The organism is Streptococcus sp. HMSC071H03 (genome assembly GCF_001813035.1).
GTDB lineage: Bacteria > Bacillota > Bacilli > Lactobacillales > Streptococcaceae > Streptococcus > Streptococcus anginosus.
In genome coordinates, this window is the sequence record NZ_KV811162.1 from 77,721 (window position 1) to 98,378 (window position 20,658).

The 20,658-nt window shown below is 39.3% G+C and carries 18 protein-coding genes, 1 pseudogene and 1 riboswitch; of the genes and pseudogenes, 1 reads left to right on the forward strand and 18 read right to left on the reverse strand.

Features of this window, described 5'->3' with window-relative positions; all coding sequences use genetic code 11:
- Positions 1–118 precede the first annotated feature (118 nt).
- From HMPREF2887_RS05400 to HMPREF2887_RS05455, 12 genes are all read right to left on the reverse strand, one after another.
- Positions 119–829 (reverse strand): ABC transporter ATP-binding protein, encoded by a 711-nt coding sequence (locus tag HMPREF2887_RS05400; RefSeq protein WP_003032369.1) that lies wholly within the window; start codon positions 827–829, stop codon positions 119–121.
- Positions 829–1,593 carry an ABC transporter ATP-binding protein gene (locus HMPREF2887_RS05405; RefSeq protein ID WP_021001402.1) on the reverse strand — a complete coding sequence of 255 codons (765 nt, stop codon included), beginning with the start codon at positions 1,591–1,593 and terminating at the stop codon, positions 829–831. The genes HMPREF2887_RS05400 and HMPREF2887_RS05405 overlap by 1 nt, the downstream gene beginning before the upstream one ends.
- On the reverse strand, positions 1,593–2,543 hold the full coding sequence (locus HMPREF2887_RS05410) for a branched-chain amino acid ABC transporter permease (RefSeq protein ID WP_021001401.1): 951 nt from the start codon (positions 2,541–2,543) through the stop codon (positions 1,593–1,595). Before HMPREF2887_RS05410 ends, HMPREF2887_RS05405 begins: the two co-directional genes overlap by 1 nt.
- Positions 2,544–2,546: 3 nt before the next feature.
- Positions 2,547–3,416, reverse strand: a complete 870-nt coding sequence (locus tag HMPREF2887_RS05415) for a branched-chain amino acid ABC transporter permease (protein ID WP_024052038.1) — start codon at positions 3,414–3,416, stop codon at positions 2,547–2,549.
- Between the two features lie 387 nt (positions 3,417–3,803).
- Complete coding sequence (locus HMPREF2887_RS05420) at positions 3,804–4,967, reverse strand: ABC transporter substrate-binding protein (RefSeq protein WP_003025628.1); 1,164 nt, start codon at positions 4,965–4,967, stop codon at positions 3,804–3,806.
- A gap of 82 nt (positions 4,968–5,049) precedes the next feature.
- Entirely contained in the window at positions 5,050–5,319 is a 270-nt protein-coding gene (locus tag HMPREF2887_RS05425) for a DUF2129 domain-containing protein (protein WP_003025630.1), read from the reverse strand.
- 91 nt (positions 5,320–5,410) lie between these two features.
- A complete protein-coding gene (locus HMPREF2887_RS05430) occupies positions 5,411–6,025 on the reverse strand; it encodes an ATP-dependent Clp protease proteolytic subunit (RefSeq protein WP_223349572.1) in 615 nt (204 codons plus the stop codon).
- Between the two features lie 87 nt (positions 6,026–6,112).
- Positions 6,113–6,742, reverse strand: a complete 630-nt coding sequence (upp, locus tag HMPREF2887_RS05435; protein WP_003025639.1) for a uracil phosphoribosyltransferase — start codon at positions 6,740–6,742, stop codon at positions 6,113–6,115.
- Between the two features lie 96 nt (positions 6,743–6,838).
- A complete protein-coding gene (mgtA, locus tag HMPREF2887_RS05440) occupies positions 6,839–9,493 on the reverse strand; it encodes a magnesium-translocating P-type ATPase (protein ID WP_003025641.1) in 2,655 nt (884 codons plus the stop codon).
- 251 nt (positions 9,494–9,744) lie between these two features.
- Positions 9,745–9,897, reverse strand: a riboswitch (M-box (ykoK) riboswitch).
- Positions 9,898–9,966: 69 nt separating this feature from the next.
- Positions 9,967–11,133, reverse strand: a complete 1,167-nt coding sequence (locus HMPREF2887_RS05445; RefSeq protein WP_021001397.1) for a MalY/PatB family protein — start codon at positions 11,131–11,133, stop codon at positions 9,967–9,969.
- A gap of 1 nt (position 11,134) precedes the next feature.
- Complete coding sequence (locus HMPREF2887_RS05450) at positions 11,135–12,229, reverse strand: cystathionine gamma-synthase (protein WP_021001396.1); 1,095 nt, start codon at positions 12,227–12,229, stop codon at positions 11,135–11,137.
- 232 nt (positions 12,230–12,461) lie between these two features.
- On the reverse strand, positions 12,462–14,090 hold the full coding sequence (locus tag HMPREF2887_RS05455) for a putative polysaccharide biosynthesis protein (RefSeq protein WP_021001395.1): 1,629 nt from the start codon (positions 14,088–14,090) through the stop codon (positions 12,462–12,464).
- A gap of 85 nt (positions 14,091–14,175) precedes the next feature.
- Here HMPREF2887_RS05455 and HMPREF2887_RS05460 point away from each other — a divergent pair, with 85 nt between their 5' ends.
- Positions 14,176–15,621 carry a UDP-N-acetylmuramoyl-L-alanyl-D-glutamate--L-lysine ligase gene (locus HMPREF2887_RS05460; protein WP_021001394.1) on the forward strand — a complete coding sequence of 482 codons (1,446 nt, stop codon included), beginning with the start codon at positions 14,176–14,178 and terminating at the stop codon, positions 15,619–15,621.
- Positions 15,622–15,740: 119 nt separating this feature from the next.
- On the opposite strand, the gene HMPREF2887_RS05465 is transcribed toward HMPREF2887_RS05460, so the two are convergent.
- The 6 genes and pseudogenes from HMPREF2887_RS05465 to HMPREF2887_RS05490 all read right to left on the reverse strand — a co-directional run.
- Positions 15,741–16,499, reverse strand: a complete 759-nt coding sequence (locus tag HMPREF2887_RS05465; RefSeq protein WP_003025656.1) for a CPBP family intramembrane glutamic endopeptidase — start codon at positions 16,497–16,499, stop codon at positions 15,741–15,743.
- 106 nt (positions 16,500–16,605) lie between these two features.
- A complete protein-coding gene (locus HMPREF2887_RS05470) occupies positions 16,606–17,277 on the reverse strand; it encodes a DUF1803 domain-containing protein (RefSeq protein ID WP_003025659.1) in 672 nt (223 codons plus the stop codon).
- Positions 17,270–17,781, reverse strand: a pseudogene (locus HMPREF2887_RS05475) (YiiX/YebB-like N1pC/P60 family cysteine hydrolase). Before HMPREF2887_RS05475 ends, HMPREF2887_RS05470 begins: the two are co-directional and overlap by 8 nt.
- Positions 17,782–17,830: 49 nt before the next feature.
- Entirely contained in the window at positions 17,831–18,766 is a 936-nt protein-coding gene (locus tag HMPREF2887_RS05480) for a manganese-dependent inorganic pyrophosphatase (protein ID WP_021001392.1), read from the reverse strand.
- Positions 18,767–18,906: 140 nt separating this feature from the next.
- A complete protein-coding gene (gene pflA, locus HMPREF2887_RS05485; protein ID WP_021001391.1) occupies positions 18,907–19,704 on the reverse strand; it encodes a pyruvate formate-lyase-activating protein in 798 nt (265 codons plus the stop codon).
- A gap of 166 nt (positions 19,705–19,870) precedes the next feature.
- Positions 19,871–20,658: endonuclease/exonuclease/phosphatase family protein (locus HMPREF2887_RS05490; protein WP_148131502.1), on the reverse strand; the 788-nt coding region annotated here is incomplete at its 5' end.

The following is a 20,658-nucleotide window of genomic DNA, read 5'->3' on the forward strand; positions in this document are numbered from 1 at the left end:
AGTTCTATTATACTGTATTTTCTAGTTTATTTCAAACGCTTTCAAGGTACTTGCTTATGTTTTCAAGAATACTATTAGTGAATAAAAAAGAAGTAGAAAACCACTTCTTTCTCCTTTTTCACCCACCAAGATAAGCCTTGCGGACTTCATCGGAAGCGAGCAATTCTTTTCCTGTGCCAGACAACACGATGTTTCCTGTTTCTAAAACGTAGCCACGGTCGGCAATTGAGAGGGCTTTATTGGCATTTTGCTCAATCAATAGAACAGTTGTGCCTTGTTTTTGAATATCTTGAATAATATCAAAAATTTCTTGAATGAAGAGAGGAGCCAGTCCCATTGAAGGCTCATCTAAAAGCAGAAGTTTTGGAGTAGACATAAGAGCTCGTCCCATAGCAAGCATCTGCTGCTCACCTCCAGAAAGAGTTGCAGCATCTTGATTTTTACGTTCTTCTAAACGCGGAAAGCGTGAGAAGACTTTTTTTAGATTTGCTTGATTTTCATCGCGATTTGTTTTTAAGAAAGCACCCATTTCTAGGTTTTCCAAAACAGTCAGGCCTGGGAAAACATGGCGTCCTTCGGGTACCTGAGAAAGCCCTGCTGCTACAATTTTCTGAGCAGGAACTTTTTGAATTTCATTTCCTAGAAACTCAATTTTTCCTGCACTTGGACGAACCAGTCCTGAAATGGTCCGAAGAATCGTGGTTTTTCCGGCACCATTGGCACCGATGAGAGAAACAACTTCGCCCTCGTTGACTTCAAAGCTGACATCTCGGACAGCCTGAATCATGCCATAATGGACGGAAAGATTTTCAACTTTTAGCATAGACATTAGGCTTCACCTCCTAGATAGGCTTCGATAACACGCTTATCATTTTTGATCTCGTCAGGAGTTCCGTGTGCGATCAAACGACCATACTCCAATACATAAATTCGTTCCGTCACTTCCATGACTAAACTCATGTCATGCTCAATCAGCATGATTGTGATTTGGAATTCATTTTTTATGCGACGAATTAACTCTGTCAATTCTGCTGTTTCCTGTGGATTCATTCCCGCAGCAGGCTCATCAAGAAAGAGAATTTTGGGTTCTGTTGCTAGAGCACGCACAATTTCCAAACGACGTTGTTGTCCATAAGCTAAATTCTTAGCAAGCGTTTCTGCTTCACCGTCTAGGTCAAAGATTTTTAGTAATTCCAATGCTTTCTCACGCAATGCTGCTTCACTTTTATAAAAAGCTGGCAAACGAAAGAAGCTAGCAAAAACATGTGCTTTGTGGTGATTTCCAAAAGAAATCAAGACATTCTCTAGGACTGTCAAATCTTTAAACAAGCGAATATTTTGGAATGTCCGACTGAGTCCTAAGGAAGCAATCTTATAAGGAGCCTTGCCATTGAGCAAATGCCCATCCAAGGTTACGCTTCCTTCACTTGGCTCATAAACACCCGTCAGTAAGTTAAACAAAGTTGTTTTTCCAGCACCGTTTGGACCAATGAGACCGACTAATTCGCCCTCATTCAGCTCCAAGGTCACATCGCCAACAGCAGTCAGCCCGCCGAAATTTTTTGTTAGATTTTTTACATCAAGAAGCGCCATTAGTTGACCTCCTTATCTTTTTTAAAGAAGCGTGAGAGGCTTAATTCCCATGTACCAAGAAGTCCTCCTGGACGAAAAATCATCACCAAAATTAAAGCAAGAGAATAGATAATCATCCGAATACTTGCTACGTTTTGAAGTACCATGTTTAAAATTCCCAAGACAATCGCTGCAACAACGGTTCCCGTCATAGAACCAAGACCACCAAAGACCACGATAATCAAGACATTGATACTATTGATGAAGGTATAATCTTTCGGCACAACAGAGCCGATAAATCCCGCCTGAAGTGAGCCTGCAATACTAGCTGTTATAGCTCCGAAGACAAACGCAACCACTTTAATTTTAGTAGTGTTGACTCCTACAGACCCTGCTGCAATTTCATCTTCACGAACTGATAAGGTTGCTCGTCCAATTGGGCTCCGCAAAAAATTGATGGTCAAAATAGTTGTAATAACTACAAAGAAATATACCATTTGCCAATTGGTAAAGGCAGGAATACCCAAGATACCCGCAGCTCCATTGGTCAAATCACCACCGTTAATGATTAAAATGCGAATGATTTCAGAGACCCCAAGCGTTGCAATCGCTAAATAATCGCCTTTCAAGCGAAGAGTAGGAATCCCAACAATCAAAGCCACTGCCCCTGCAATCAACGCCCCTAACACCATAGCCGTAAAAAAGGCAGGATAGGTGGCAGATCTCGAACCAATAATTGCAGCCGCATAAGCACCAATTGCCATGAAACCTGCATGTCCCAGAGAAAATTGACCTGAGAAACCGACAATCAAATTCAAACCTACTGCTAAAATAATGTTAATGCCAATTTGTTGTAAGATTTGTAGATAAAAATCATTCAAAACTCCAGCGCTGACAAGTAAGGCAATCAAACCATACCCTGCAAGAAGGAGCACAAACCATAAAATATTTACTTTTACATTCTTTTTCATAGCCTATACCTTCTCTTTCACATTCTTACCAAGAATACCTGCAGGACGAACAAGCAAGATTAAGATTAAAATACCATACACAATCGCATCACGGAAATCTGACATACCAAAAGCTGTTGCAAAGGTTTCTAACAAACCAATGACAAAACCTCCCAATGCTGCTCCAGGGATAATGCCAATCCCACCAAGAACTGCAGCAACAAACGATTTCAGCCCTGGAGTCATTCCCATCAATGGTTCAAGGGAATTATAATAAAGCGCAATGAGCACACCTGCCGCTCCTGCCAAAGCCGAACCCAAAGCAAAAGTGAAACTAATCGTACGATTGACATTAATTCCCATTAGTTGCGCCGCATCGCTATCGACCGAAACTGCCCGCATCGCTTTTCCCATTTTGGTCTTTTGAACAATGACTTGCAATAACACCATCAAGATTAAGGAAATGACCAAAATCATCAATTGGATATTTGTGAGACTAATCGGACCAAAATTATAACGAACCGTTTCAATCACTTGTGGGAACGAACGAGTATTGGCCCCCACAAAATAGACCATCACATATTCCAAGAAAAATGAAACACCAATCGCAGTAATCAAAGCTGCAATCCGAGTTGAATTTCTCAATGGACGATAAGCCAAAAACTCGACCAGCACGCCTAAAGCTGCTGTCCCAACCATCGCCAAAATCAAGGCAAGGAAAAAATTAAGATGAAGAGAGTTAATCAGGAAATAGCCCATAAAAGCGCCCATCATATAAATGTCTCCATGAGCGAAGTTGATGAGTTTGATAATTCCATAAACCATGGTATAGCCGAGAGCGAGCAAAGCATAGACACTCCCTAAAATTAGACCATTAACAAGTTGTTGGAGCATGGCCACCACACTTTCTAATTATAGTATAGAAGAAAGAACTATGTGATTGTTCACATTTTCTTATCTATCGTGAAAAAAGAGCGAGTCAAGTCATCATTTCAAAAAAATGATTTTTCTCACTCATCTATTCTAAGTTTGAGCAAAAGAGACCGTCAAGCCTTGTAGCTCTTACTTCACAGTTGATTACTTTTCAACAGCTTAAAACATATCTAACAATCAATCACTATGTCTTACAAACCTTAATGAAACATATTTTTAAGACTAAGACTTTTGTCCCGCCTCTTTTCTTTTAACCCGTATAAAGAGAAGTAACTATCTACGATGCTTACCATAAATAGTTACTCTTTTATACACTATAAAATATATTTTAAGCAATCCTGCAAATGATTATGGCTTAACCGTTTCAGCTGCTGTGACCTTCCCATTGTTCATGGCCATCATAAAGGCTGTTTTAACAGTGTTATGATTCTTATCAAAGCTGGTATCACCTGTTACACCTTCAAAATTCTTTGTCTTAGCAAGATTGTCTTTGATGTCAACAGATGTTTTCGCACCCTTGGCAGCATTAGCAACAAGATAAACTGAATCGTATGCTAGTGCTGCAAATGTTGAAGGTTCTTCATTGTTGTATTTAGCTTTGTAAGCTTCAAGGAATTTCTTTGCTTTATCTGAGACATCAACTGTTGAAGAGAAGCCTGAGATATAGTAGATATTTGAAGCTTTAGCTGGTGTTGCTTGTTGGACAAATTCTTCGCCATTAAAGCCGTCACCACCAACGATTGGCTTATCAATGCCCATACCACGCGCTTGGTTTACAATTTTACCAGCTTCTGTATAATATCCAGGTACGATAATGGCATCAAAATCTTTGCCTTTCATTTTGGTAAGAGCTGCTTGGAAATCAGTATCACCAGCGACAAACTTTTCATCTGCAACAATCTCACCTTTGTAGGCATTACGGAAAGCTTTTGCAACACCTTTAGCATAGTCACTTGAGTTATCTGTATAAAGTACAACTTTTTTCGCTTTTAACTTTTCTGTAACATATTTAGAAATGATTTTCCCTTGGAAACTGTCTTGGAAAGTTCCGATGAATAAGTATTCTTGATTTTTCGTCAAACCGTCTTGTGTCGCACTAGGAGAAATCAAAGGGACACCTGCTTTTGTCGCATTGGGAACTGCCGCTGCTGTTGCACCAGAAGTTGCAGGTCCTACGACTGCATTTACTTTTGATTGGGTTACCAAGTTAGTCGTGACAGAAGCTGCTTCTGCTGTTTCAGATTTATTATCCTTGTCAACAACTTCAAGTTTCTTGCCGTCAATACCACCGGCTTTGTTGATTTCATCAACAGCCAGTTGGGCACCTTTTTGTTCAGCTGTCCCGTATGCTGCTGTTGCACCAGTTTCTTCAAAGTTGAATCCAATTTTAATGGTCTTGTCAGCAACTTTTGTACCAGTTGCATTGGAACCACCTGACTTTACTTCCCCACAAGCGGCAAGAAGGGCAACGCTTGCAAGAGCAACAAATGATAGAGCAAATTTTTTCTTCATATTCTTATCTCCTCGTTCCGAAATGATATGTTAAGAATATACCGAATTATCTGACAATTGTCAAGTGGTAAATGAGATTTTTTTATATGTTTACGTTTTCTTTATCTCTAAACAGACTTCCAACAAAGTCTGTGTCTAATTCTTGAATATGGCAGACTCGTACTTGTTTGACATATTTTTCTTTAGATAGTTTCTCAACAATACGATCTACTTGCACAGTATCTACATACAGCTGGAGGTAACGATGCTTTTTAGAATGATAGACAATGTCCCCAATAGCTTCTATTTTTTTCACATCTCGATTATAATATAAATACACAATTATCCCTGTGCGTTCTTCTTTTTTAAACATGAATTTTCTTTCTAATTTATTTTTATCATTTATAAGTATATCAAAAAAATGCCCATCAGAGGACATTTTTCATACAGTAATAAACAAATGACTAGTTTAAATTATTATTTGCCATAATTTCATCAATGAAACCATAATCCAAGGTTTCTTGAGCGCTCATCCAATAATCGCGTTCTGCGTCTTTATGTACTTGCTTAATGGTTTTCCCTGAATTATCCGCAAGGATTTTCTCCAAGTTATTCCGAGTTTTCAGCAAATGCTCAGCTGCAATCGCCATATCGGTTTGTTGCGTACCGCTACCAGTTCCACCCATTGGTTGGTGAATCAAGTATTCTGCATTCGGCAACATGAAGCGTTTGCCTTTAGCACCGCTTGAAGCAATAATAGTTCCCATGGAAGCAGCCATCCCCATGACAATTGTTTGAACATCTGATTTGATGAAGTTCATGGTATCGACAATCGCTAGACCCGCCGATACAGAACCTCCTGGCGTATTGATGTAAAGATAAATATCTTTAGTATTATCTTGTGCATCAAGGAAAAGCAATTGCGCAATAATAGAATTAGCCATATTGTCCTCAACAGGACCTGTCAGCATAATAATGCGATCTTTTAATAAGCGTGAGTAAATATCGTAGGAACGTTCCCCACGACTTGTTTGTTCAATAACTACAGGAATCATTGTATTCTCCTTTTCATCTGATATTTAATCTGACTAACAATTTTTAGTGAGATTTTTCAAATATGAGACTATTATAGTCTTTTGGTCAAAAAAGGTCAAACATAAAACTCATTATTTTGTACCGAAAAGACGATCTCCTGCATCTCCCAATCCTGGAACGATATAGCCGTTTTCATTCAAGTGATCATCAAGGGCCGCTGTAAAGATTTCTACGTCTGGGTGAGCTTCTTGTAAAGCTTTCACACCTTCTGGCGCTGAAACAAGGCAGACAAATTTAATATTGTGCGCTCCGCGCTTTTTCAATGAATCAATGGCTAAAATGGCAGATCCACCTGTCGCCAGCATTGGATCCACCACAAAGATTTGACGTTGGCTAATGTCTTCTGGTAACTTCACGAGGTACTCAACTGGTTTTAGGGTTTCTTCGTCGCGATACATACCAATATGTCCAACTTTAGCAGCTGGCACAAGGCTCAAAAGACCATCCACCATACCGATACCTGCACGTAAGATTGGAACAATGGCTAATTTTTTACCAGCCAATTGTTTTTGAACCGTCTTTGTAATCGGCGTTTCAATTTCCACATCTTCTAATGGTAAGTCACGTAAAACTTCATAGCCCATCAGCATAGCAATTTCATTTACTAACTCACGAAAAGCCTTAGTAGAGGTATCCGTACGACGTAAGATAGACAATTTATGCTGAATGAGCGGATGTGCGATCACTTGAAATTTTTCCATGATTGGTTTTCCTTCTTTCAATTTATTCTTCTTATTATATCAAAAAAACATAAAAAGGCTCGTGACAAACAAGCCTTTTCAAAGATTGTCAATTGCTTACAACCATTCATGGTATTTCTTAATATAAAGATGCTTCACAAACGTAACACTTGCCATATATAAAATCATGACAAGGATTAAGAATAAGAAATAAGTACCGTTTAATGGAGCCACTTTTAAAAGTGCTGAAAAAGGACCGTAGGGCAATAAGGTTACAAAGAACACGGCTGCTAGCGTTGTCATAACTACAGACAAAGCCGGTCTGCTTTGAATAAATGGCAGTTTAGGTGAGCGCAGCATATAGATAACCATGGTTTGCGTCCACATGGACTCAATAAACCAACCTGTTTGGAAAATGGTGATGAATTCGCTAGACATCCCATGATGATAAACAGAACCTGTCATCATCGGTGCAACGATAAAGAACAAAATCAAGAAGGTCATACAGTCAAAAATAGAACTGATTGGACCAATCCAAGCCATGAAACGAGTAATGGATTTTGCACTCCAAATGCGCGGTTTTTGTAAAAATTCACAGTCGACATTGTCAAACGGCAAAGCGATACAAGAAATATCATAGACCAAATTCAACACAATCAAATGAATCGGTGCCATAGGCAAAAATGGTAGGAAAATACTTGAAATCAACAAGGAAAAGATATTCCCGAAGTTGGAACTGACTGTCATCTTGATATATTTGGTCATATTAGCATAGACTTTGCGACCTTCCACCAAGCCTTTTTCAAGCACCAACAAGTCCTTATCTAACAGGATAACATCAGCTGTTTCTTTAGCAATATCGACAGCTGTATCAACTGAAATCCCTACATCAGCTACTTTCATAGAAGGTGCATCATTGATGCCGTCTCCCATATAGCCAACCTTATGCCCATTTGCTTTCAGCTGCAAAATGATACGCGCTTTTTGGTCAGGAGATAATTTTGCAAAAACAGTTGTGGTTTCAACCACCTTACTCAATTCGTCATCTGACATCGTTTCAATCACAGAGCCAAGTAGGATATGTTCTGCATCTAAACCAACTTTCTCACAGACCGCTTCTGTGACTTTTTCATTGTCCCCTGTCAAAATTTTGGTGGCAACACCATATTCTGTTAAAGCCTTGATAGCAGGCGCTGCAGAAGGTTTTGGCGGGTCAAGGAAAGCAAGATAACCCGTCAAAATCATATCAGACTCATCTTCTACTGTGTATTCATAGTCAGCATCTAAGTCTGAGCGATAGCTGACGCCCAGCACACGCAGTCCTTGTTCATTTAACTGTGCAACTTCTGCTAAAATTTCTTGACGAATTTCTTCCGTCAAAGGAAGGATTTCCCCTTTGTCTTCGACATAATTTGAAATGGCTAACATTTCTTCCAAAGCACCTTTTGTTACCATGCTAACGACATTTTCATCATCTCGAACCAGCACACTCATGCGGCGGCGTTCAAAATCAAAAGGCAATTCATCAATTTTCTTAAAAGTTTGGTCCAAGTTCCGAACGATTTCATGCTTTTCAGCTTCTTTTTCTGTCCGATTGATAATAGCACGATCCATTAGGTTTTTTAGCCCTGTTTGGTAATACGAATTAAGATAAGCCCTGCGAAGAACGGCTAAATCAAGCTCTCCATGAATATCCAGCGGATATTCCAAGACAATCTCATCTTGCGTCAATGTACCTGTTTTATCCGTGCAAAGGATATCAATCGCTCCCAAATCTTGAATGGCATTGAGTTTCTTGATGACAACTTTTTCTTTTGCCATAAGAATAGAACCCTTAGCCAAGCTTGCAGTGATGACCATAGGCAGCATTTCTGGTGTCAAACCAACACCGACACTAAGTGCAAATACACCAGCCTCCAACCAATCTCCGTCTGTCAGACCATTGATGAAAAAGACAACGGGCACAAGTACCAGCATGAGACGAATGAGCAGCCACGAAATACTGTTCATTTCCCGCTCAAATGAAGTTGGTTCGTCATACGTATTGAGCGTTTGCTCAATAGCACCCATCTTGGTATCGTCTCCAACGACCAGAACAAGAGCAATGGCACGACCAGAGATTACATTGGTTCCCATAAAGGCAAGTGCTTCAGACTCAAGCAAGCTATCTGTTTCTTTTGTCTCACATTTATCCAGCGCCATTTTTTCAACAGCATCACTTTCACCTGTCAAACCTGACTGTTGCACAAAGAAGTCGCGCGAATCTAAGATTAGCACATCTGCTGGTAGCATATCTCCTGCACTCAAGCGGATAATGTCTCCTACTACTAATTCTGTAATCGGAATTTCTTGCTCTTTTCCCTCACGGACGACTGTCACTGTATTGACAATCATACGTGAAAGATTGCTGGCTGCTTTGTCGCTCCGCAATTCTTGCACAAAGCGAATACTACCAGACAACAAGACAAGGACAACGATGATGATAAATGTCGTCGGGTCTTCTTGCCCTGGCTTTGCCAGCCAAACATTGGTCACCAAAGACACCAATGCAATGAGTAAGAGAATAACGGTAAAGGGATTGATAATGGACTCATAAATCTTTTTAAAAATTGAATCTTCTTGCCCTTTTGTCAATTCATTTTCGCCATATAAGTCGCGATTTTCTTCAACTTGCTCTTCTGTCAGTCCTGCTCTGGAAGTGTTGAAAAAGGTCATCGTGTCCCCTACAGACATACGAAGAGCATCTGTTAATCTTTCTTTTGCTGTTTTCACTGATTTTCTCCTCTATCTAAGACTATCTGAGCTGCAATATTTCTATTGATCTCAGATTCCTTCATTTGCTAGAGTCGATTCCAAAGGGAGCATGAGGAATGCTCAGATATGGCAATCGACTGGTTTTCTGTTGACTCGGGTGATCATCATTTGGCATATTCCTCACTCCTTTCCCTTGCGGTTTTCCTTTTAAAAAATCAGTTCAAAACAATAAAATCCTACCATGAAAAAACATGGCAGGACTGTATGTCTTGTGTTACCGTTCAAGCTTTAACTCCGTAGGGCGATGAAATGACATTAGTCGAAACCTTAGCGATCTCAACTGCTAACCAACGCGTAGTGTCTCCACTACTTTGCGGTAGTCATCCGTATCCCTATGGTAGCCTCACCTACCGATTTTTCATACTAACTATACTCCACTTAAGAATGATTGTCAACCCCAAATGGCTGTTTCTGGAAATTTCTTTTCATTCTTATTGTGGCAAACAATGCACGATTCTCTTGCAAATCTCTTCTACTAAGGGTTTTGGTGTTGCAATATTTAATCTTGCATGCAACTCCCCCTCTTTTCCATAATCACTTCCTCGATTGAGAATGACTTTGGCTTGGTCATGCAACAAAGCAAAAAGTTCATCATCTGTCAAACCATAGGCACTGAAATCAAGCCATATCAGATAGGTCCCTTGTGGTTTCATTACTTTTAAACGCGGAGCTTCTTTGGCAAAATAATCCACCGCAAATTGAATATTTTCTTCTAAAACAGCTTTTAGTGCCACTAACCAAGGCTTGCCATAACGATAGGCCGTTTCTGTCGCAATGTACCCTAAACTTGACACTTCATGGTGGTTATTGGCAAGCTGCTGACGTTTAAACCGTGCACGCAATGCAGGATTTTCAATAACAGCATAGGAATTTTTAGTGCCTGCAATATTAAAGGTCTTGGTAGCACTAGACAGTATGATGGCAAATTCTTTAAAATCAGGTGAAATGGTATTAAAGGAAACATGCTCATGACCAAACAAGGTCAAATCTTGATGAATCTCATCTGATGCCAAGATAACCTGGTGTTCTTGACAAAGATGACCGATTCTTTCCAAAACCTCTCTTTCCCAAACACGTCCTCCGGGATTGTGCGGACTGCAAAGAAGATACAATTTCACATTATTTTCGACAATCTCTTTTTCCAATTGCTCAAAGTCAATTTGAAACAAACCGTTTTCTTCTTTGAGAGAATTAGATACTAATTTTCGATTGTTTAAGCGAACGCTACGAGCAAAAGGTGGATAAACAGGAGAATTGATTAAAACAGCGTCTCCCTCTTTGGTAAAGGCTTGAATCGCAAGAGAAATAGCTGGCACAACACCTTCTACAAAAACGATATCTTCCTTATCAAACGAATACCGATGTTCGCTCTTTTCCCAATCCAACACCGCTTGGAGTAGCTCATCACTCGCATAAGTATAGCCATAAACCAACTGCTCTGCATAGTCATGAATCGCATTTTTTACTTCCGGCATGACCTCAAAGTCCATATCTGCAATCCACGCCGGCAGTAATTGAGGGTCTGTCTCTGTCTCTTTCCACTTATAAGTGTGGTGAGATAAGCGATTCGGTGCTGTTTGAAAATTGTATTTGCTCATATTATACCTCCAAAGCAAATTTTAAATCTGTGATTAAGTCTTGGCTGTCTTCGATTCCAATGGATAAACGCAATAAGTCATCTGTTAAACCGTAGGATTTCCGCACGTCAGCTGGAATATCTGCATGTGTTTGTGTCGCAGGATAAGTAATCAAGCTTTCTACTCCCCCCAAGCTTTCTGCAAAGGTAAAGACTTTTAGCGTATTTAGCAAATGTGGAATAACTGCTTCATCCTTTACTTTAAAGGAAATCATGCCACCCTTTCCCGGATAGAGAACCTCTTTTACTGCTGGCGAATCTTTCAAAAAAGCTGCTACAGCTTGTGCATTTTTTGTTGAACGCTCCATACGTAGAGACAAAGTTTTCAAACCTCGAAGCAAGAGATAACTATCAAATGGAGATAAGACAGCTCCTGTCGTATTGAGATTGTAGAATAGATTCTTATAAAGCTCTTTGTCACTCGTCATAAGAGCACCAGCCAGAACATCATTATGTCCTCCTAAGTACTTAGTTGCTGAATGTAGCACAAGATCCGCTCCATTTTCCAAAGGACGTTGATAGATTGGAGTATAAAATGTGTTATCTACAATAACCTTTGCACCTTTTGCATGAGCTTTTTCTGCAATAGCCGCAATATCAAACTCAAGCATTAACGGATTCGTCGGGGTTTCTAGATACACCACATCTATATCCTCTGTTAAAGCCGCAAGTAATTCTTCTTCCGTATTTGCATATGTAAAGTGAAAGCGCCCTTCTTGCTCCACTTGATGAAACCAGCGAAAAGAACCGCCATAAAGGTCACGAACTGCTAGAACCTTGCTTCCAACTGGAAAAACACTAAAAGCCAAAACAATGGCGCTCATTCCTGAGCTCGTAGCTAATGCATAATCCGCATGCTCAATGGCTGCTAACGTCTTTTCCAAGCTGCTTCGCGTTGGGTTTTTCGTGCGCGTATAGTCATATCCAGTGGATTTTCCAAATTCTGGATGCTGATAGGTCGTTGAAAAATGCAAAGGTGTTGTCAAGGCACCTGTTGCTTCATCTGTTTTAATACCAGCATGAGCTAAAATCGTGTCTAATTGTAACTTTTTATCCATAATAAATAACCTCCATAAGATCGAAATAGAATCAATCAACCTTTATTATTCTAAGTGATTCTATTGTAACATCTTACGAAAATACTGTGTTTTGTTCTTTTCAAGAGCTAGATATAATTTTAAACTATACTGACTATTCAAAAAATTATAGAACTTGATTGCAAGAATAGCTATTTTCATTATAGCTTAATTTTTATAATTTTTCTACAATATTAAAAAGCCTTTCGGCCTTTTAATGAATATGAAATTTTTGACGTAAGGTTTGAGCTTTCTCACCAATAAAGCGGTCTAACAAACGGACTCGCAAAGCCATTGCTCCATAAATAGCCATGCCCAAGCCACCAATGATAACCAAATAAAGCATACTCGAAATGCGTCCACTTGGATGAAAGACAAAGCCAAGTACGACTTCCACAATGGCAATCAAAAGAGCCATAACTGCCGTTAAAATTCCAATCAACAAACTCCGTTTGAAGAGAATGGTTTGATTGAGCCCAGTTACTTGACGAATGTGTTGGTACATCAGAATGATTGGAACGATGAGTCCAATTGTCGTTGCCAGAAGCGGTCCATAGGCCCTAAACAGATAAATAAATGGAATTTGCAAAATGAGCTTAACAAGAACTCCGTAACCAAAATAGATAATTGCTTTACGATTTTGAAAAAGCGCCTGAATCATTGGCGACAAGACAGTATAGACACCAAGAATAAGCGTCTGTAACATAGCAAAAATGAAGAGCCCCAAAGCTAAACTATCTGGTTGTCCGTAGAAAATCGTATACAAAGGACGGGCTACTAAGACGGAACCAATCGTTGCTGGTAAAAGAAACAGCAGTAACATACTCAAATTATCTTGAATCAAGCGCGCAGCCGCCTTTAAATCACCTTTGACATAGTTTTCTGTCAGCAAAGGAATCCCCACACCGCCGATCGAAGTTGCTACTGCAATCAAAATCATGGTAATCTTATTTGGATTAGCAGAGAAATAACTGAACATAACCACCAGCTGAGAATTGCTATAATTGGTGAACCATTTCATCGTATTGATAAATGTCATCTGGTCAATGATTTGGAAAAGCTGAATAGCAGAACCCGTGATGATAAAAGGAATGGCTTCACGAATCGTATCCACCAGCAAAGCACGGCTGTTGATTTCAGCACTATTAGCCGGTTTGTGTAAGATAGATGTCAAGAGATTGGTTTTCCAAAGAAAATAAACCAAAACCGCCATACTGGCAAACATACCGACAAAGGCTGCAAAAGTAGATTGGGTCACTGCAGCAACATAATCTTTAGAGCCCAATTTCATAATGAAAAATGTTGCAAGCAGCATCCAAATCACACGAATGACCTGCTCGGCAATCTGGCTCATGGCATACGGTTTCAAATTGTTAAAACCTTGGAAAAATCCACGAATAACACTCATGGCTGGAAATACTAGCACAGCCCACGACAGACTCTGCATAACTGGAATCAGCTCTTTCCCAACTCCTGACACACGCGCAAAGAACGGTGATAAGAGATACATGATCACTGCAAAAATGACTCCCAACAAGAGCATGAATTTCAAAAATTCACGAATGAGAGTAAAACTATGATCTTTTTGCTCAATTGTATTGTATTTAGCAACTTGCTTGGCGACTGCGACAGGTACACCTGCCGTGGAAATCAGAAGAAACCAAGCATAAATATTGTATCCCATGGTAAACAAACCATTGGCCTCTGCACCATGCTTTCCCATCCAGATATACCAAGGAATGATATAAATTGCCCCTAAAAAACGGCTGATAAAGTTACTAGCTGTCAGCCAAGCTGTCCCTAGAAGCATTTGCTTTTGTTGATTTGTTGTTTGTTGGTCCATACATAACCTCTAAAAATAGTCTCATCTTATTATAAACTTTTCCTTTCCGCTTGTAAAACTTCGCCATTAAGTTTACAATAGAAATATGATAACAATTGAAAACGCATTAAACATTTTAAAAAACGATTACAATTTCCGCGAGATTATCGACAAGGGACATTTCCTTTATAGAGCTACTGATTTCACATTTGATAATATCAGCTACGACAGCCGTGAAGTGGATGCTTCCACTCTTTTCTTTGTCAAAGGTGACAATTTTAAAAAAGAATTTTTGGAAAAAGCTGTTGAATCAGGCTTACAGTTCTATGTCAGTGAGACGGATTTTGAAGTAACTATTCCGGTGATTCTAGTCAACGACGTAAAGCAAGCCATGAGCCTTCTTGCCATGGAATTTTATGGAAATCCACAAGATAAACTCAAACTGCTCGCATTTACAGGAACTAAGGGAAAGACAACGTCTGCTTATTTTGCCTATCATATCCTCCAACAAAGTCATAAGCCAGCTCTCTTGTCTACCATGAACACGACGCTTGATGGAGAACATTTCTTCAAATCTGCTTTGACAACACCGGAAAGCTTGGATTTGTTCAAAATGATGGCGACAGCTGTTGAAAATGGACGGACTCATCTCATCATGGAAGTTTCCAGTCAGGCTTATCTGAAAAAGCGGGTTTATGGTTTGACCTTTGACGTTGGTGTTTTCCTTAATATCAGCCCTGATCATATCGGACCAATTGAACATCCGACATTTGAAGATTATTTTTATCATAAGCGACTCCTCATGGAAAATAGCCGAGCTGTTGTCGTTAATAGCGAAATGGACCATTTTGAAGTTTTGGCTGAGCAAGTTGCTTCCATGGAGCATGATTTCTACGGACAGCATTCAGACAATCAAATTCATCATTCGCAAGCCTTTTCTTTTGAAACAAGCGGAATCCTCACAGAAAAATTTGACATTCAGCTAATCGGACGTTTTAACCAAGAAAATGCACTTGCTGCTAGCCTTGCCTGTCTACGCTTAGGTGCCACTATTTCTGATATAAAAAAAGGCATTGCTGCTACGCGTGTCCCTGGACGTATGGAAGTGCTGACCCAACAAAATGGTGCCAAAGTGTTTGTGGATTACGCACACAATGGTGTCAGTCTCGCCAATCTCCTATCGGTTGTGCAAGAGCATCAAAAAGGTAGGATTGTTTTGGTGCTCGGTGCAACTGGAAATAAGGGCGAAAGTCGCCGCAAAGATTTTGGTCTACTAATCAATCAACATCCAGAATTAATGGTGATTTTAACCGCAGATGATCCAAATTACGAGGATCCAATTGCCATTGCCAAAGAAATTGCTTCTTACATATCCTTTGATGTTGATATGATTACTGACCGCGAAGAAGCTATTAAAAAAGCCCTTGGCTTAACTAGTAAAAAAGGCGATGCTGTCATTCTAGCAGGCAAAGGCGCTGATTGCTACCAAATTATAAATGGTAAAAAAGCTAACTATCCAGGTGATTATGCGATTGCAGAAAAATATTTATAGAAACTAATAAAGGTCGAGACAAACGTTTTCGACCTTTAATTATTGAAGAAAAATTACAAATTTATACTAACAAATAGAAATGCACAATTCTTTAGAAATCAAAATCTTGCTTTATGATTTTATTTTCTCCAACTAATCAAAACATACATTAGACTTGATCCATACATATCCGCAAGAGCATGTACGAGGAAGAAAGGCAAGAGATTTTTAACCTTGTATTTGTAAAGGAAATAATAGAGAAGTCCAAAACCAACACCAATCGTCAGCGCCCAGAGCATCCCCTGATAGGTATGGAAAGAGACACGAATAATTGTCGAATAAAGAAGAACCCACCACTTATATTTGTCTTTTACTGAGGTCAATAGCCCCAAGAAGAAAAATTCTTCGTAAAAGCCGTTGAGCAAAGCATAGAGAATCAGCATCGGTGTCAAATCAGTAAATTTACGGAAAATTTCTAACAGATCAATGTATTTCCATAATTGCGGATTAAAATAATTATATTCTCCGCTAAGGGTTGTCACCGTGTCTGCCAAAATCCCCATCACCGCAAAGATAAAGGGAACCCAAAAGAGTACCGACCACGATAGACGAATCGGCAACTGCTTAAAATCAAAACGGCGAAGTATTAAGTAAGCTATCGTCAAAGCTAACATAAGGAGCTGCCATTCTAGGTTGCTAACATAAGCTGCTCCGTCACTTGCTGTTTTACTAGCTGTACCTGTTACTGCTGCCGTAGTGGACGGTGACAAGCTCGCAAGATAAAGTTCCGTTGAGCGATAGATAAATTGTCCAAATAGCAGAGCTGTCACAATGACAATATCAAACCATTTCAAATACTTCAACGGCTGAGACGGACGAATTTTTTCTAAAAGATTCACGATACCTTCCTTTCATGCAACGAAACGATTTAGTGATTACCAAATCTTGCTAAATTTAACTCTTATACCTATAAATTTATCAAAAAAATCTTAAAATTTTATTATTCTATAATTTATCTAATGCTTCCTTTACACGAAAGGTCAATGTTTCCTTATCAAAATCCAATTTTAATTCATATTTCCCTGCTTCGTTAGGCGCAATATAACCTAAAATCACTAGAGCATCTACAAAAATATCACGCCGTTTCTGCATCAGCTCAGTTTTGCGACCATATTTTAAGAGGAAGGTCGTCATATATTTTAGAGCATACTCAGGATTTACATCTCCTACCAAATCATAGAGTTTTTGTTGCTGATTGATCAATGGATATTGTTGTTTCAACCTATAAAAATAATTGGAAAGCGTCAACTGCTCTCTGAGAAAATCCGTTTTTTCTACTAAAATAGCTTGGTTTGTTTGATTGGTTAAATGCGTCTCAAAACGCATATTCAGCAATTCTTGATAAAGAGGACTGTCATCTCGCACAAAGACTTCCTGATCCAAAGACAAAGCCGTCACATTTTCCAACAGAGGAACGCTTTGATGATAGCGTTTATTTTCCCGAAGCACATAGCCTGCCTTGATATAATCCTCTATAGAGCGATCAATATTGGGAAAATTTGCAAACTCACGCTTTATCTCTCGCAAAGTAACATCGTCATGTTGATCTAAGTAATTTATCAATTCATGAAAAAAGGGCTGATGTGTCAAACGACTGGGATTGATTACTTTAATCATCTAATCTTCCTTTGTAAACTAATTTTTCGGATTGAGCCAATTGGCTAGGATTGGTTCCCGGCTGATGAAGAGGAACAGCTAGCCCCAATTCCTTGTAATACTGCTGCCAAAAAGGAGCAACTTCCTCATCTTCATCACCGAACTGCATAGCAATGGTTTCAAAAATGGGGAGGACTTCCGCAATATATTCAGAACAGTAAAAACCTGTCGTATTTGGATAAAAGCTATTGTTATAAGGCTTGTAAAGGTGTTGTTCTGCTCTTTTCCAGACAGCTTTCACATCTATATCAGGGAAAACATAGACATCATAGCATTCATCGTCCTGTAAAAATACCTCTATCGGCTGCTTCATGACACCCTGTTCACTTGTCGCATGGTACATCCAGCCGTCAAAAAGATTGCCACATGGTTATACCGCCCAGTTGATCGCTGAATAGCTTCTGCTATATCAGATTGGCTGGACACAAAAAGCAAATCCCCATTTTGTAAATCTTGAATTTTCATAGAACTATTGTATCAAAAAAGGAGCCGAAACTCCCTTTTTATTCTATTCTTAAGCATTAAAACTTTCTGTTAATTGCGGAACGACTTGTTTCTTACGAGAAACAGCGCCAGCAAGGAAAGAGTGGTTATTTTCAAGAACAAAATTGAAAGCTGCTTCTACCTTGTCCATATTGCGACCGATTGCCAGGATTTCCGAGTTTGAATTGACAATGTCAGTAATCATTAAAACAAAGTCAGAATAACCATTGGCTGCGTTTGTTTTTTCAATAGCTGCTTCCAGTTCAGCTTGGCGTTCCAAGACTTCTGCAATATCAACTGTGTTGACCTGTGCCACACGAACTTGATTTCCGTTTAATTCAAATGTTTTAGCATCAATATCAATCAATTCTTCGGCAGATTTACTTGCTAAGTTCGTTCCAGCTTTAAGCATAGCCAAACCGTATTCTTCCAAATTCACACCAGCCAATTCAGCTAATTCTGGAGCAATGACTTTATCACTTGGATGTGTAGTAGGTGATTTCAAAAGAAGAGTATCCGAAATCAAACCTGAGAGCATTAGTCCTGCGAGTTCTTTTGGTACAGCTACGCCAGATTCTTTAAACATGCGATAAACGATAGAAGAAGCTGAACCGACAGGCTCCAAACGCATATAAAGTGGACTAGCTGTTTCAAAATTTGCCACACGATGGTGATCCACAACGCCATACACTTCTACCTCTGCAATGTCAGAAATAGATTGTTGAAATTCATTGTGGTCTGTTAAAATAACTTGCTCAACTCCCTCTGCCTTTGCAGATGTCACCACACGCGGTGCTTTTACACCAAAAGTATCCAAGACAAACGCTGTTTCTTCATTTGGTTCTCCCAAAGCAACCGCTTCTGTATCCAATCCATAAGCCTCACGTGCAAGGTAAGCAAAGGCTACAGCTGAACCAATCGCATCTGAATCTGGATTTTGATGACCGAAAACTAAAATTTTAGACATGATAGTACCTCATAAACTTTTTATACATCCTATTTTAGCACAATTTTAAGATTTTCACAAAGAGAGTGATAGAAAAGCACCCAATTGTCAGCTTTTCTAGCTAACTCCTTGAGTGCTCATCAACCTCTCACTTTTTTGTATCAACTATTGTGCACGCGATTCATATACTCTGTATAGGATTCGGTTTTCATGAGTTCTTTGGCATTTTTTATTCGGTCAGCAGTTGGTGGTTTAATACCTTCTAATGGATAAGGAATTCCTAATTCACGCCATTTAAATTCTCCCATTGTATGATAAGGTAGCACTTCAAATTTATCAACTGTTTTTAACGTTTTGACAAACTCACCTAATTCTTTTAAGTCGTCATCACGGTCTGTCAACGTTGGAACCAAAACATGGCGAATCCACATTGGAACACCTTTATCAGACAGATATTTTGCACATTCCAAAATATTCTTATTGGTGTGCCCTGTCACAAATTTATGCTGGGCATCATTGATTTCTTTAATATCCAGCAACACTAAATCTGTCACTTCAAGCAGGCGATCAAAAACTTTGAGATACTCTGGTGTATTGCGGAACGGCATCGCACAAGTATCTAAAGTGCAATGAATTCCCAATTCTTTAGCTTTGGTAAAAAGTGCAGTCACAAAATTAATCTGCAAAAGAGCTTCACCACCACTTACTGTAATCCCACCTTTTTTACCCCAAAAGCCACGATAACGAAGCGCTTCTTGCAAAACGTCTTCAACCGTTCGCTCTCTTGAATTATTGGTTTCCATTGCCCATGTATCTGGATTGTGGCAATATTGGCAACGCATTTTACAACCCTGTAAAAAGACAATGAAACGGATACCAGGCCCATCAACAGCTCCAAAACTTTCAGTTGAATGGACCATACCTGTTACTTTTCCATAATCAATGACTTCTTTTTCCATCGTCTTATCCTCTTGAAAACGTTTTATAATACTATTATAACACTTCTTTTCTAGATAGAGGGACAATTTGTCTATTTTTTAGAAAATAATCTGTTTTTCAGTTTCATTTTCAATATTTTTCAAAAAAACGAGAGAATCTTAAAACTCTCTCGTTCATCTATTCCTTTTAATCCGTCACTTTCTTTCGCCAAAGGAGGGTTGCACTTAGGATGACAAGCCCTACAACAGCTACTTCAGCACCTGTTGTTCCTGTAGATGGTAAAATTCTCTTTTTAGTTGGTTTATCATCTCTATTTGGTGAAGTTGTGCTGTCACCAGAAGGTTTTGGCTCAGTTGGTTGAGTCGGCGTCGTGTCATCTTTTTTCTGACTAAAGTCAAGCTGTGCAATGACGGGATCATGGTCTGATGCCCGACCGTGTTCTTCCATGAAAGAAGCATTAATGTGAACTGGTGAGAACACTGTTTTATCAGCAATATTTTTTGAAACAAAGATATTGTCTAAACTTTGATTGCTGCCACGGTAAAAATAAGAATAGCGGTCTGCTGCGTCGTGATTCAGCATCATATTGACTAATTCATTACCAGCCACTGCTTTGGCAGTTTCTGAAAATTCAAAGTCATTAAAGTCACCAGTTAAGACAAACTTCAAATTTGGATTTTGCTTCAAACCTTCTTTTACAAAAGCATTCAACAACTTCCCTTGCTCAATCCGTTGTGCCAATGTATTTTGTACTGCTGGTTGTTTAGAACCATATACTGCATCATCACCGAGTTTGGATTTCAAATGATTGGCAATCACGACAATCCGTTCACCTTTAAATTCAAACTCTGCTGCTAAAGATTTTCTAACTTTCGTAAAGGCTGGATTGGTCGGATCGATCCTTGCAGGATTTTTCACCAAATGCCCATCTTTGAAGGCAGCTGCTTCTGTGCTACTTCCTGCTTCACGCTCAA

Bases quoted from the DNA above. Each gene is read 5' to 3' on its own strand.
- HMPREF2887_RS05415 (WP_024052038.1), bottom strand. From the start codon at position 3,416: ATGCTCCAACAACTTGTTAATGGTCTAATTTTAGGGAGTGTCTATGCT.
- HMPREF2887_RS05455 (WP_021001395.1), bottom strand. From the start codon at position 14,090: ATGGACCAACAAACAACAAATCAACAAAAGCAAATGCTTCTAGGGACA.
- HMPREF2887_RS05480 (WP_021001392.1), bottom strand. From the start codon at position 18,766: ATGTCTAAAATTTTAGTTTTCGGTCATCAAAATCCAGATTCAGATGCG.
- HMPREF2887_RS05460 (WP_021001394.1), top strand. From the start codon at position 14,176: ATGATAACAATTGAAAACGCATTAAACATTTTAAAAAACGATTACAAT.
- HMPREF2887_RS05445 (WP_021001397.1), bottom strand. From the start codon at position 11,133: ATGAGCAAATACAATTTTCAAACAGCACCGAATCGCTTATCTCACCAC.
- HMPREF2887_RS05450 (WP_021001396.1), bottom strand. From the start codon at position 12,229: ATGGATAAAAAGTTACAATTAGACACGATTTTAGCTCATGCTGGTATT.
- HMPREF2887_RS05420 (WP_003025628.1), bottom strand. From the start codon at position 4,967: ATGAAGAAAAAATTTGCTCTATCATTTGTTGCTCTTGCAAGCGTTGCC.
- HMPREF2887_RS05405 (WP_021001402.1), bottom strand. From the start codon at position 1,593: ATGGCGCTTCTTGATGTAAAAAATCTAACAAAAAATTTCGGCGGGCTG.
- HMPREF2887_RS05400 (WP_003032369.1), bottom strand. From the start codon at position 829: ATGTCTATGCTAAAAGTTGAAAATCTTTCCGTCCATTATGGCATGATT.
- pflA (WP_021001391.1), bottom strand. From the start codon at position 19,704: ATGGAAAAAGAAGTCATTGATTATGGAAAAGTAACAGGTATGGTCCAT.
- HMPREF2887_RS05470 (WP_003025659.1), bottom strand. From the start codon at position 17,277: ATGATTAAAGTAATCAATCCCAGTCGTTTGACACATCAGCCCTTTTTT.
- HMPREF2887_RS05410 (WP_021001401.1), bottom strand. From the start codon at position 2,543: ATGAAAAAGAATGTAAAAGTAAATATTTTATGGTTTGTGCTCCTTCTT.
- upp (WP_003025639.1), bottom strand. From the start codon at position 6,742: ATGGAAAAATTTCAAGTGATCGCACATCCGCTCATTCAGCATAAATTG.
- HMPREF2887_RS05425 (WP_003025630.1), bottom strand. From the start codon at position 5,319: ATGTTTAAAAAAGAAGAACGCACAGGGATAATTGTGTATTTATATTAT.